The following is a 12675-nucleotide window of genomic DNA, read 5'->3' as shown; positions in this document are numbered from 1 at the left end:
AGTTATTGTTTCCGCACCCTTTAGGGATGGGGAACGGAAACTCGAAGTCGAATTTGAACTTGAACTCGAAGTCGAAGTCGAACTCGAAGTCGAACTCTGAGTCGAACTTGAATTTGAACTCGAACTTGAACTCGAACTCGAACTCGAACTTGAACTCGAACACGAACTCTAACCCAAATCTACTCTCAAAAGCCATTACAAAGAAAACAGCAGTCCTTTCCTTTGGAAAGGATTTAGGATAGGCCAGAGAACTCGAACTTGAACTCGAAGTCGAACTCGAACTTGAACACGAAGTTGAACTCGAACTTGAACTCGAACTCTAACCCGAATCTACTCTCAAAAGCCATTACAAAGAAAACAGCAGTCCTTTCCTTTGGAAAGGATTTAGGATAGGCCAGAGAACTCGAAGTTGAACTCGAAGTCGAATTTGAACTTGAATTAAAAAAATGAAATCTTACCTCGACCTAAAGGTTGAAATTTTTAAAATTGAAATGAAATAGAATGGTGCTTCTGAAGCCTTTATCTTTGGGGAACGCTAACTTAAAATTAGGGTTGGGAAACCAAAACTTGAAGCCAAGTTGAAATCCAACTTCAAAATTCTATAGATTTGTACATCATACTTAATAATCCAAAAAAATGCTCCTGAATCCAATAGAAAAAATAGTCGCCAATCTCCCTTATGGTGACGGATTTAAGTTTGTAGATCAATTATTAGAGATCGATGACAATAGTGTAATCGGGATTTACCATTTTCAAAAGACCGAATACTTCTATAAGCACCATTTTAAAGACCACCCAGTAACTCCTGGCGTTATTCTAACAGAATGTATGGCTCAAATAGGTTTGGCTTGCTTAGGGAGTTATTTGATGCAAGATGAAGAGAAACCTCTTCAATTTGCCTTTACAGAAAATCACATTACTTTCTTAAATACTGTTTTACCAGAAACAACAGTCATCGTTACTGCAAAGAAAGAATATTTTCGTTTTGGTAAATTGAAGGTTATGGTACAAATGATAGATGAGAACGAGGATAAGATCGCTGAAGGCTGGATGAGTGGGATTATAATCGCTAACTAATCTCGTTTTGTCGCTTACGCAACTAACTCAAATCAACGCTTATTCGTTCAAACTCCAATCGTAATCCATATGACGCACTCGGGCATTTTTATCAATTGGAACTTTACTGTATTTGTTTAAAAAATCAATGAGATCACCATTTTCGGTAAAATCCTTTTTGAACCATCTGAAGATATTGGAAATTTCGATTCTATCTGCTGTTATCTTATTGCGCTTAGGATCATTGATAAATTGTACTGCTAAACGCTCCAATTGTACATCCACTTTAGCAGCTGTAAAAGCTTCATTCATCAATGGCGGACAAGAAAAAGAGGCGCAGTTGATCCCAAAATGAATGCGTGGCTCGTTCATTTTCCTTAAAATTTCATGCTCAATCTCTTCTAGACTGATCGATTTTTTGCCTATGTTCCAGTTGCGTTGTTCCCAAGGATCCTTGATGTCTTTGATACTCTTTAATGGATAGTTTCTGACAATCAAATCAATGGTCATCGCATTATAAGCATTCAAGTAATAGGCAAACTGATCCTGACGGCTCCACGTATCGTCTGGTGCGTGTACCCTAATGGTTTCTAAGTAGTCCTTTAAGGGTTTTTGATCTTTTTTAATTCCAGCATAATTTACTATACCGTTTTTGTTGACATATTTTTTAAGCAATTGATCAAAACGGCTGTGATCAAAGGCTTCTTTGTTCATCGGCCTAGTTTCTTCTTCAAGTGTAGTTTCAGCCTCTTCGTCTTCTGAGAAATAGTTCTTCTCTTCTAATTCGATGACTTCTTCCATCAGTATGTCCATTTTAGGATGATGCACAGAAGGAACTATATCATTTGATAAATACTGTTCTTGCACGTCTTCCTTTTGGGAGCTACAAAAGCCTATAACCAATAGTGCAACCAATAAAGATAGGGTATGTCTCATAATCTGTTTTTTTAAGTACTGTCCTATTCCTAAACCAGACCACTTGCCTGATGTTTACCAAGACCAAAACCTGAATCCTTTAGGAATACTGCAATAAAGATACACCTATGAATAAAACGCACACCTATATCTGGGCTTAATTTAACCTTATCACTTGAACACAAAATTTGAAAAGTCTCCACCTGTTGCATCTATGAAGTCCTATTCAATCAATCAAAGAGTAAAAGTCCATAAATAACAATACCTCATATCTACTAAAGATTATGTAGTTTAGTGCAGCTATGAATACAAATAATAGAAGACGAGTTGTTATTACAGGAATGGGGGTTGTGGCACCTAATGCCGTTGGGGTTTCCGCTTTCGCGAAAGCCTTACAAGAACAAACCTCTGGAATACGATTTGATCCACAATTAGCCGATTTAAACTTTGGCTGCCAAGTGTCTGGCACCCCACAAATTACTGAAGAATTACTTACCGATAATTTTACACCTTTACAACTGAGAGGCTTAAAAGCTAGTGGCCTGGTTTATGGTGTTATCGCTGGAAAAGAAGCTTTTAAGGATGCTGGTTTGGAAATCGCTGGTCCAGAAAAGGCCCTATCAGAAATGGGAATCATTTTTGGAACTGGACAAAGCGGTGGTGAAAAATTCAGGGAAGCCATTCATTTAATTGATGATAAAAAAGTGCGCCGCTTAGGAAGTACCAGCGTGATTCAAACCATGACCAGCGGTATCAGTGCCTGGCTGGCAGGAGAATTAGGCTGTGGTAATATGGTCACCAGTAATTCTAGTGCTTGCTGCACAGGTACAGAAGCCTTTCTTATGGGCTATGAGCGTATTGCTGCTGGAAAAGCATCGCAAATGCTGGTGGGTTCTACTAGCGATTCTGGACCTTATATTTGGGGCGGATTTGATGCAATGCGGATTTTACCAACTAAATACAACGAGGATCCAGAAAATGCAAGCAGGCCTTTATCAGATGATGCAGCAGGTTTTGTGCCTGGATCTGGGGCTGGAGCTTTTATTTTAGAGCATTTAGAAAGTGCTCAAAAACGAGGGGCAACTATCTATGCAGAGGTATTGGGTGGCGCTGTAAATTCTGGTGGACATAGAGCTGACGGCTCTATGACAGCTCCTAATGGTCAAGCTGTACAAGATTGTATACATCTGGCAATGAAAGATGCTGGAGTAACTGCAACAGAGATTGATGCCATTAATGGACATCTCACCGCAACTTCAAAAGATGCTTTTGAAATTAAAAATTGGTCGACCGCTTTAAACCGTAAAGGCGCAGAGTTTCCTTTTATAAATACCTTTAAATCTTATATAGGCCACTGCTTAGCTGCAGCAGGTAGTGTGGAATTGGTAGGAGCAGTGCTACAATTAAAAGAGCAAAAGGTCTATGGAAATAGCAATATCAGCTCTTTACATCCTGAGATTACTGATTTAATTGACAAAACCAGCTTCCCTTTAAGCTCTGCAAACGTAGATCTTAATATTTTGGCCAAGGCGAGTTTCGGTTTCGGAGATGTAAACGCATGTGTCCTACTTAAAAAGTATAGTTCTTAAATACTGAATTCTCAGAAAAGGGGCTTCACTGATCTGGACGTTATTTTTAATGGTTTAAACTCTTAAACTCTCCCTAACCTCTACGGAAAATCCGTTTTTTGATAGTACTTTTAAGATTCTATTGAAATAATAACATGCAAGAAAACGAAATACAGCAAGAGCTTTTTAAGATTGTTAAAGTCTATTTACCGCAAGATGTAAATGAAGACGCTATACAACTGGACAGCCATTTAATGCAAGACCTGGGCATCAACAGTGCCCATTTAGTAGATATTGTTCTCGATGTGGAAGACGCCTTTGATATTACTCTTGATGAGAAGGATATGGAAGCTATGCAAACGGTACGTGACGCTATTGAAATAGTCACAGCAAAAATCGCTTCTTAAATTTCATTTGCCATTAAATTACCAATCATATAAATTACCTATCATATGTCAAGATTACCAAAAATTGAACGTTTTAAAAATGAAGTAGAATCTAAGTACCAGATTTTCAATGGGATTTTTATGACCCTGCCATTTGATCAGATTTCTAATACTGGCGGATTGTTACCCTTGTTTCATGAAATGTGTGTGAAAGGCTATGAAAAAGGTAAAAACCCCACAGAGATCGTTGAATACTTTTTTGAAAGATACATGCGTGATACCAGTCCTAAAGAACGAGAAGACATGCTTTTTAGGTTTATTCAGTATATAGAAAGACAAGTGGTGTTGTTTGATGCCATTGAAGATGCTGCTTTTAGTAAAGTCAACAATATTGATGGGCGTGGTTCCTTACGTAGCGTCAAAGAGGAAGCAGTGGAACTTAATAAAACAGAAGAACTGGCAGCTTATTTAAAAGAGTTTAAAGTACGTCCTGTATTAACCGCTCACCCTACACAGTTTTACCCAGGTTCTGTTCTGGGAATTATTAATGATCTGGGCGATGCGATTAAAGCTAATCAACTTCAGGAGGTAAAACTACTGCTTTCACAATTGGGTAAAACCCCTTTCTTTAAAAAGGAAAAACCTACTCCTTTTGATGAAGCGGTAAGTTTAATTTGGTATCTGGAACACGTATTCTATCAGGCCATGGGTAATATTTACGATTACCTTAAAACACATATTGAGAATCCGCAGGAGTTTAAGAATCAGATTGTTGAAATAGGGTTTTGGCCTGGTGGTGATCGTGATGGAAATCCGTTTGTTACGACTGCTATTACTATAAATGTGGCTAAACGATTGCGTTCCACCATATTTAGAAATTATTATAGGGATTTACGCAAGCTGCGTAGAAGACTCACTTTTAAAGGCGTTGAAGAGCAGTTAGCGGCTCTAGAAAGCATGTGTTACAAAGCTATTTTTGAAAAGGATGTATTGGAGTTTGCACCTCAAGATCTTATCGATAGAATGAACGAGATCAGATCTACTGTTATAGAGCAGCATAACTCCTTATTTCTTGGTCAAATAGATAGTTTTATACATAAAATCGAATTGTTCGGTTTCCATTTTGCCACTTTAGATATACGTCAGGATAGCAGTGCTCATGATGCGGTTTTTGATGAGATCCTCGCTTTCGCGAAAGCGAAACTACCCACCAACTACAACAGCTTATCTGAAGAAGAGAAAGTGAACGTACTGGCACAGGTAGAAGGTTCTATCGATCCTAAAGACTTTACAGACGACTACACACAACGCACGTTAAGCAGTATTTACGCCATTAAAAATATCCAAGAACGCAATGGGGAAAAAGGTTGTAATCGTTACATTATTTCTAATACACAAATGGCTTCTCAAATTATGGAGGTCTATGCAATGATAAGGTTGTGTAATATGCCACAACCCAAAATAGATGTAGTGCCCTTATTTGAAACCGTTCCAGACCTGATAAAAGCTCCAGATGTGATGCGATCACTTTATGAAAATGAGCATTACCGAGCTCACGTAAAAAGACGCGATGACACACAACATATCATGTTGGGCTTTAGTGACGGTACTAAAGATGGTGGCTATTTAATGGCCAATTGGGCTATTTATGAAGCTAAGGAAGCATTAAGTACCGTTTCTAGGGAATACGGTATTTCTATTGTATTCTTTGATGGTAGAGGTGGCCCACCTGCTCGTGGTGGAGGTCAAACGCACCAGTTTTATGCTTCTATGGGAACAAAAATAGAAGCTAAACACATTCAATTAACAGTTCAAGGCCAGACTATTAGCTCTAAGTTTGGTACGTTAGAAAGCTGCCAATACAATCTGGAGCAAATGATTAGTAGTGGGGTGAGTAACGCCGTATACGCTAGTGATGCCAATGACTTTTCAGAAAAAGATAAAGCAACTATGGATCAACTGGCAAAATCAAGTTATATAGCTTACACAGATTTCAAAGCGCACCCACAGTTCTTATCCTATCTGGAACAGATGAGTACCTTAAAATATTATGCCAAAACCAATATAGGAAGTCGCCCTAGCAAGCGTGCTGGAAGTGCAGAATTGAGATTTAAAGATTTAAGAGCTATACCATTTGTAGGTTCTTGGAGTCAATTAAAACAGAATGTTCCTGGGTTTTACGGTGTAGGTACCGCGCTAGAAACAATGGATAAAGCTGGTAATTGGGAAGCGGCAGAAGAACTATATAAAAACAATAAATTTTTCCGTACTTTACTAGATAATAGCATGATGAGTTTAACCAAGTCATTCTTTGCTTTAACTGCATATATGGAGCATGATCCTATTTATGGTGAGTTTTGGAAGATGATTTATGCAGAATATGAGCGTTCTAAAAAGTACATGTTGAAGATCTCTGGAATGAAAACATTAATGGAAAATGAGCCAGCAGGACGAGCGAGTATTCAAGCTAGAGAAAAGATAGTCTTGCCATTATTAACCATACAGCAGTATGCCTTAAAAATGGTTCAAGATATCAATGCAGGAAAGGTGACTGAAAGTACAGAAACCTATGAGCGCATGGTCACTAGATCTCTATATGGAAATATTAATGCCAGTCGTAATTCAGCATAGGGAACTTTCCATTCTTTGAAATGGATTTAAGCAGGGTTAAAGCTTTCTAAAGCATTAACTTAACGGCTTGATTAATTATTAATTTTAAATCAAAACACAACTATGAAGAACATTACAGATTTTAATAAAAAAACACCTACCGATCACGATATTATAGATCTTATTAAAAACAGGTGGAGTCCGCGTACATTTTCTGATCAACCTGTTTCTCAAAAGGAACTTCAGATGCTTTTTGAAGCGGGAAGATGGGCTCCTAGCTCTAATAATTTGCAGCCCTGGAATATAGTTTGGGGTATCAAAGGAAGTGATACCTATGATCGCATTATGGACGTCTTGGTTGAGTTCAATCAGAAATGGGCAAAGAATGCTCCAGTATTATTATTAGGTGTGGTAGACACCAAAACACCTAAAGGTGATGACAATTATCACGCACCTCATGATTTAGGACAGTTTTCTGCAAATATGGCACTACAAGCACAGAGTATGGGAATAGCATTCCATCAAATGGCTGGACTGGACTATGAGAAAGCTAAAAAAGAATTCAAGTTTCCAGAAACTTTTCATGTAGCAACTGCTATAGCACTGGGATATTACGGTGGAGAACTAAGCGATGTTCCTGATTTTTTACAAGAGGCTGAAACAGGTGAGCGATCTCGTAAAAAACAAAATGATTTTGTTTTTAATGGAGACTACAAAGCTACTGGTGACCTAAACGATAATTAAAAGTTAGGAAGTATACTCAAGTAATTCTTGTTACAAGTTAAACAAAAAAGGTGCCTTGAATATGTTCAAGGCATTTTTAGTTATGCAGAAAGTTGATCACTGTTGGCCATCAATTTATTTCCTAAAGATTTTACTGCAATTCCTACTGATTTTTTGAAATTAAGAGAAGCTATGACGCAGTGTACTTGATGTCCATCACAGGTAATTGCTATGTGTGCTACCTCTCTAGTTCGATTTTTTAGATCAAATATCTTTTTAAAAGTAACGTCAACCCTGTCTAAACAAGAGTGTTTATTGAGCTGTTGTATAGATTTACTGGTAAAAGCTTCCAGGTTGCGATTAGAAGGAACGTGAATGTAAGAGAAATGGATCATGTTGTCTTTTAGAATACTTACGTAGCAAAAGCAATGACGGTTTTTTATAAAATGTTAAAATAGTTAGAAGCAACAGCAACAACTTAATCCAGCGTTTTTTAAGTATTTAATCATTTATTTTGTTCTTGAATATCATCTTCCGTTTTCTTATCTCGTAGGGAGAATAAAGCGCCCACTGCTAGAGAAACAAAAATGACTGCTAGAGAAAGCCATTCTGGAAAAGGCACGTAATGAACTAAAATCATTTTGATACCAACGAAAGCTAGAATAGCAACTAGACTGTAATGAATGTGCTGAAACTTATCCAATAAATTAGCTAAGAAAAAATACATACTACGCAATCCCATAATCGCTAGTATATTACTAGAGAATACTAAAAATGGGTCTGCGGTAATAGCAAGTATTGCTGGAATCGAATCTAAAGCAAACAGCACATCGGTCAGTTCAATGACTACCAATGCTAAGAATAGAGGAGTAGCAATACGCTTCCCCATTTTTTTAATAAACAATTGCTGCCCTTCTATGCGATCTGTAACAGGAAATAGCTTTCTAGAAAATTTATATATATAGGAAGTTTTTGGATCAAATTCTTCTTCTTTACTTTTGATCATTTTAAAGGCGGTATACAATAAAAAGGCTCCAAAAATGTAGGTCATCCAACTGATCTCATTAATCAGAGCAATCCCAAAAAGGATCATCAAGGCCCTAAAAACAAGCGCTCCAACAATTCCCCAAAAGAGAACTCTATGTTGGTATTTTTGATCTATAGAAAAGGACTTAAAGATAACTGCGATGACAAAAATATTATCAACGCTCAACGAAAGCTCTATTAAGTAGCCTGTTAAATACTTGATAGCAGCATCGCTACCGTTGAGTTGGTCAGGGTTTGCTAAATAACCTCCATCGTATATAAAATAAATAACACCAGTAAAAAGCAACGCAATACCTACCCACAAGGCAGTGAATTTTGAAGCTTCTTTGGTTTTTATGACATGGGCCTTTCTGTTAAAAACAAAAAGATCCAAGCATAAAAAGATGCTGACTAAGACGATAAAGGATATCCAAATGATCATAAGGAAAGATAATTGTAAAATATAAAAATCCACCTTTACAAAGCTGGATTTTTAATTTTGGTAGTAAAAATATTATGGGATTTTGATTGCTGCTGTATCCACATCAAATAATTTCAACATTTCATTATATAATTTCACTTCTATTCCTTTTTCACCATTTATGGCAATGGGATACAACAGCATTTCAGGATCCTTTTGCAGTGTTTTAAGGGCTCCTGTGTCATCTATCTGATGACCTTTGCCATATTTATTTTCATAAGAGGAATGATCTGTGTGCAGCAGGTCGCTAACATTGACTTGAAGCACATCTGCTATTTCTGTCCAAACCGTTGCAGCAACTTTGTCTTTAGAAACATCTACAGCAAGCAAATATTTGCCAGCAGCCTTTGCGTAAGCCAATATCTCCCGATGGCTTTTTTGATTTGAATTGTATAATAAAACAATTTGTCTGTGATTTGCAGCTAGGGATATCATCTTAGGAATGTGTAATTATGGTTGCCTTTCTCTTTTCGCACTGCGTTTTAAGTTGGTCTACCACCTTGCTTACGGATTTTGTAAATGTATTGTGACTTTCTTCGGCAAACAGTCGTGGGCCTGGAGCACTTAATCTTATTTGAGCAATCATCCCTGTTTGATCGCTAGAGGTGTTTTCGGCTATAAAAAACACATCAGCTCTAGTGATCCAACTGTATCGGTCAAAAATAGTTTGTAATTTTTCTTTTGTGTAATTCTCTAGATCTGTACTTCCAGAAACGTGCTGGTAATTAAATTGAATAGTCATTTTGTTGATTTTACTCTAAGTTAAGTTACTCATAGATTGTTGGTGTTGTCTTTATACAATCATTAGTATAGCTTTAGTAAAGCTTTAAGGTTTAAGCCATAAAAGGCATCCTTAATAATTTAACAGGTCTAGCAGCAGTGTGGTTTTTCTAATATGTTTTTAGCAAACGTTTATTTGATGATATTGATCTCGCTTTCGCGAAAGCGAGATCAATATCCATACATACCACCAACAAAAAAATCCCAATAACTACAACTAGCTATTGGGATTTAAAGTATTCTATTTGTTTCTTATTGCATCACTTTAAATTCGCAACGACGGTTGATATCATATTCTTCATCAGTACAAATACCTTCTTTAACACATTCATTAAGTGGTTGCATCTCACCATAACCTATACTGCGCAATCGATTTTCATCAATCCCTTGACTGATCAAGTATTTCATAGTAGAAGCGGCACGTTGTTTAGATAAGGTTAGATTGTATTCACTAGGTCCACGGACATCCGTGTGAGCAGATACCTCTACGTGCATTTCAGGATATTTATTCATGATAGCTACAAGATCATCTAAAGTAGCAGCAGCTTCAGGTTTAATAACCGCCTGATCAAAATCAAAAAATATTTGTTCTAATTCTACTTGTACATCTCCCTTGCGATCTTTTTTTATAATTTCTTCTGCATCTTGATAGGAGAGAAGCGTTAAAAATATATCATGACTCACTTTTCCGTTTTTATCTGTAGAAAAATCTACATTACGAGGGATATATAGCTTGCGAGTAGCACGAACTGTATATTTTTTATTTGGCTCGATTTTAAATAGGTAAGAAGCGTCGTTACCAGTGATCATGTCATCTATAACAACTCCACGCTCATCCAATAAGGAAACAAGTGAACCTGGTAACGTCTTTTTACTGATGCTGTCTTGTACGACACCTACTACCTGATATTTAGTAAGTATATTTTCCTCTCTTTTTCCTGTATAGATTTGATCTAAACCATCTCTGTTAGAGGAAAAATAACTCTCATTTGTGGCTTCATCAATTACAAAAGCATAATCATCATTAGAGCTATTGATACTAGTACCCAAATTAACAGGAGTGTCAAACTCACCATTCACCAGGTTTGCTCTATGTATATCCAATCCACCTACGCCTTGTTTACCGTTAGTGGCATAATACAAGGTGTTGATATTACTGATATAAGGAAATTGATCTCTATAAGCAGTATTGATAGAAGCTCCTAAGTTAACAGGGGCACCATAAGAACCATCCTCATTGATTGCTACTTTGTAGATATCAAATTCACCGTATCCACCAGGCATATTGCTTGAAAAGTAAAGTGTCATACCGTCTTTACTAATAGAAGGATGTTCCACACTATACAATTCATTATTAAAAGGTAATAAAGTCACATTGGACCATTTATTATCCACTTTTTCTGCGCGGTACAATTGAATATTAGAAACCCTTTCTCCATCTATTTTAATTCGTTTTTCATTGTTACGATTGAAATACATGACTTTACCTTTATTGGTAAAAACGGCATTACTCTCATGAAGAGCCGTATTTATTTCTTCAGAAAATGGTGTCACCTCACTTAATGTAGTACCGTTTAATTGAGCTTCGTAAAGGTCCAGATAAGGTAAACCATTCCAAGAAAAAACAGGTCGATCCATATTACGAGAAGAAGCAAAAGCAACATTATTGGAGTCTATAAAAGATAGACCAAAATCACTTTTAGACCCTTTATTTGTAACTGGCACTACTTCAAAAACGTGAGGTGTGGTTCTCTTTAATTCAGAGAGAAATTCTTCTGTGTTCCAATCTTTACCGTAGTAAGATTTTAAATAGACATCTGCTGTTTGATAATCCTTAACAGCAAGAAGCGATTGTGCATATCTATATACACGATCTTTGTCTATAATATCGCTATATGTATCTTTAAGCTTGGTGTAGGTCTTTGCTGCGTTTTCAAAATCATTGGTGTAATAATAAGAGTCTGCTAGCTTTTGAAGAACTCCCTCAGAAGCCTCCAGGTTTTTATAATTAGCTATAGCTTCCGTATACGCCTGATTTTTGAATAATTTATCAGTCTTTTTCAGACTTAAATTCTGGGCATGGCTATAAGTTCCTACTAGCAATGCGGTCATCAATATAGTAATTATTAATCTCATAAGTATGGTGATGAATAGGTTTAGAAAAATCTAGGAGAACGATCGTAACCACCTCTCCAGAATTTTGTTTTAATGTTATACAGTAAAATGATCTCGTGAGATCCAGAATTAAAGTTACCTAAATTACTTGTGGTGTAATCATAAGCATACCCTAATCTAAGCTCTGGAGATACTTTAAAGTTAACCAGTGCACTGACAGAGTCATCTAAACGATAACCTATACCAGCTTCTAATGTGTCATTAAACAAGAAGTTTGCATTCAGATCTGCAGATAAAGGAGCTCCTTTTACACCTTTTAGTAAAAAAGAAGGCTTGAACTTTAAGTCTGGATTAATATCAAATACATAACCACTATTTAAGAAAAAATGAATGTCTTGGACACCAGTAGACTGTATGCCGTTTTCATTCTCTAAATGTGTTGTCGTTAATAAATTAGGAGCCGATAAACCTACATAGAATTTATCTGTAAAATAAAAACCTCCTAAACCTACGTTAGGAAAACTTTGAGTTACATTTTCATTAAAAGCTACATCAGTATCTACGCCACCAGACTGAAGGTTGAACCCATTAAAGTTAGCATCAAATAAAGTAAGACCCGCTTTTATACCCAAGGAAAGTTTAGCCGTTTCAGAAACAGGTAATACATAGGCAAAATCTGCATAGATATTATTTTCTGTAACGACATTTCCTATGTCATCATTTGTAAAAGAGATTCCCACTTCCACGCGATCACTTACAGGATAATGAACAAATAAAGAAGCTGTCTTAGGAGCGCCTTCCAGTCCTACCCATTGTGTTCTATACAAAGCACCCACATTGAGCTCAGACTTGTTTGCAGTAGCATAAGCCGGGTTCAAGATACTTTGATTATACATGTATTGAGTAAACTGCGGATCCTGCTGAGCAACCGTGCTCAAGGAAAGCATACCGATCAATACAATTAATAAAGGTGTTATATTAAAATTTTTCATTTTGTTTGTTTCTTTCTTGAAGT

Annotated in this window: 12 protein-coding genes; 5 read left to right on the top strand and 7 right to left on the bottom strand. The window is 36.7% G+C overall.

Going from position 1 to position 12675, the window contains the following annotated elements; genetic code table 11:
* Window positions 1-636 precede the first annotated feature (636 nt).
* Window positions 637-1077 (top strand): 3-hydroxyacyl-ACP dehydratase FabZ family protein, encoded by a 441-nt coding sequence (locus tag CW736_RS10870; RefSeq protein ID WP_101013963.1) that lies wholly within the window; start codon window positions 637-639, stop codon window positions 1075-1077.
* A gap of 39 nt (window positions 1078-1116) precedes the next feature.
* On the opposite strand, the gene CW736_RS10865 is transcribed toward CW736_RS10870, so the two are convergent.
* Entirely contained in the window at window positions 1117-1992 is an 876-nt protein-coding gene (locus CW736_RS10865) for a DUF547 domain-containing protein (RefSeq protein WP_232735351.1), read from the bottom strand.
* A gap of 281 nt (window positions 1993-2273) precedes the next feature.
* On the opposite strand from CW736_RS10865, the gene CW736_RS10860 reads away from it, so the two are divergent.
* From CW736_RS10860 to CW736_RS10845, 4 genes are all read left to right on the top strand, one after another.
* A complete protein-coding gene (locus CW736_RS10860; protein ID WP_101013962.1) occupies window positions 2274-3560 on the top strand; it encodes a beta-ketoacyl-[acyl-carrier-protein] synthase family protein in 1287 nt (428 codons plus the stop codon).
* A 134-nt stretch (window positions 3561-3694) separates the two neighbouring features.
* Window positions 3695-3946: an acyl carrier protein gene (locus tag CW736_RS10855; RefSeq protein WP_101013961.1), complete on the top strand. Its 252-nt coding sequence runs from the start codon at window positions 3695-3697 to the stop codon at window positions 3944-3946.
* 45 nt (window positions 3947-3991) lie between these two features.
* A complete protein-coding gene (locus tag CW736_RS10850; RefSeq protein WP_101013960.1) occupies window positions 3992-6556 on the top strand; it encodes a phosphoenolpyruvate carboxylase in 2565 nt (854 codons plus the stop codon).
* 102 nt (window positions 6557-6658) lie between these two features.
* Entirely contained in the window at window positions 6659-7279 is a 621-nt protein-coding gene (locus tag CW736_RS10845) for a nitroreductase family protein (RefSeq protein WP_101013959.1), read from the top strand.
* 80 nt (window positions 7280-7359) lie between these two features.
* Here CW736_RS10845 and CW736_RS10840 read toward each other — a convergent pair whose 3' ends face one another.
* The 6 genes from CW736_RS10840 to CW736_RS10815 all read right to left on the bottom strand — a co-directional run bounded on the left by CW736_RS10840 (window position 7360) and on the right by CW736_RS10815 (window position 12652).
* Window positions 7360-7653 (bottom strand): hypothetical protein, encoded by a 294-nt coding sequence (locus CW736_RS10840; RefSeq protein ID WP_101013958.1) that lies wholly within the window; start codon window positions 7651-7653, stop codon window positions 7360-7362.
* Between the two features lie 110 nt (window positions 7654-7763).
* On the bottom strand, window positions 7764-8726 hold the full coding sequence (locus tag CW736_RS10835; protein WP_101013957.1) for a TerC family protein: 963 nt from the start codon (window positions 8724-8726) through the stop codon (window positions 7764-7766).
* A gap of 72 nt (window positions 8727-8798) precedes the next feature.
* The gene (locus CW736_RS10830) at window positions 8799-9200 is read right to left on the bottom strand and encodes a hypothetical protein (RefSeq protein WP_101013956.1); all 402 of its coding nucleotides are present in this window, start codon (window positions 9198-9200) and stop codon (window positions 8799-8801) included.
* 1 nt (window position 9201) lies between these two features.
* Window positions 9202-9507, bottom strand: a complete 306-nt coding sequence (locus CW736_RS10825; RefSeq protein WP_101013955.1) for an HPF/RaiA family ribosome-associated protein — start codon at window positions 9505-9507, stop codon at window positions 9202-9204.
* 290 nt (window positions 9508-9797) lie between these two features.
* Entirely contained in the window at window positions 9798-11681 is a 1884-nt protein-coding gene (locus CW736_RS10820; protein ID WP_101013954.1) for an OmpA family protein, read from the bottom strand.
* 20 nt (window positions 11682-11701) lie between these two features.
* Window positions 11702-12652 carry a type IX secretion system membrane protein PorP/SprF gene (locus CW736_RS10815; RefSeq protein ID WP_101013953.1) on the bottom strand — a complete coding sequence of 317 codons (951 nt, stop codon included), beginning with the start codon at window positions 12650-12652 and terminating at the stop codon, window positions 11702-11704.
* Window positions 12653-12675 lie beyond the last annotated feature (23 nt).

This window comes from Nonlabens sp. MB-3u-79 (assembly GCF_002831625.1).
GTDB lineage: Bacteria > Bacteroidota > Bacteroidia > Flavobacteriales > Flavobacteriaceae > Nonlabens.
The sequence above is the reverse complement of the archived record's forward strand: the minus strand, read 5'-3'. Positions and strand labels throughout refer to the sequence as shown.

Coding starts and splice junctions, on each gene's coding strand:
- CW736_RS10870 (WP_101013963.1), top strand. CDS start 637: ATGCTCCTGAATCCAATAGAAAAAATAGTCGCCAATCTCCCTTATGGT.
- CW736_RS10865 (WP_232735351.1), bottom strand. CDS start 1,992: ATGAGACATACCCTATCTTTATTGGTTGCACTATTGGTTATAGGCTTT.
- CW736_RS10860 (WP_101013962.1), top strand. CDS start 2,274: ATGAATACAAATAATAGAAGACGAGTTGTTATTACAGGAATGGGGGTT.
- CW736_RS10855 (WP_101013961.1), top strand. CDS start 3,695: ATGCAAGAAAACGAAATACAGCAAGAGCTTTTTAAGATTGTTAAAGTC.
- CW736_RS10850 (WP_101013960.1), top strand. CDS start 3,992: ATGTCAAGATTACCAAAAATTGAACGTTTTAAAAATGAAGTAGAATCT.
- CW736_RS10845 (WP_101013959.1), top strand. CDS start 6,659: ATGAAGAACATTACAGATTTTAATAAAAAAACACCTACCGATCACGAT.
- CW736_RS10840 (WP_101013958.1), bottom strand. CDS start 7,653: ATGATCCATTTCTCTTACATTCACGTTCCTTCTAATCGCAACCTGGAA.
- CW736_RS10835 (WP_101013957.1), bottom strand. CDS start 8,726: ATGATCATTTGGATATCCTTTATCGTCTTAGTCAGCATCTTTTTATGC.
- CW736_RS10830 (WP_101013956.1), bottom strand. CDS start 9,200: ATGATATCCCTAGCTGCAAATCACAGACAAATTGTTTTATTATACAAT.
- CW736_RS10825 (WP_101013955.1), bottom strand. CDS start 9,507: ATGACTATTCAATTTAATTACCAGCACGTTTCTGGAAGTACAGATCTA.
- CW736_RS10820 (WP_101013954.1), bottom strand. CDS start 11,681: ATGAGATTAATAATTACTATATTGATGACCGCATTGCTAGTAGGAACT.
- CW736_RS10815 (WP_101013953.1), bottom strand. CDS start 12,652: ATGAAAAATTTTAATATAACACCTTTATTAATTGTATTGATCGGTATG.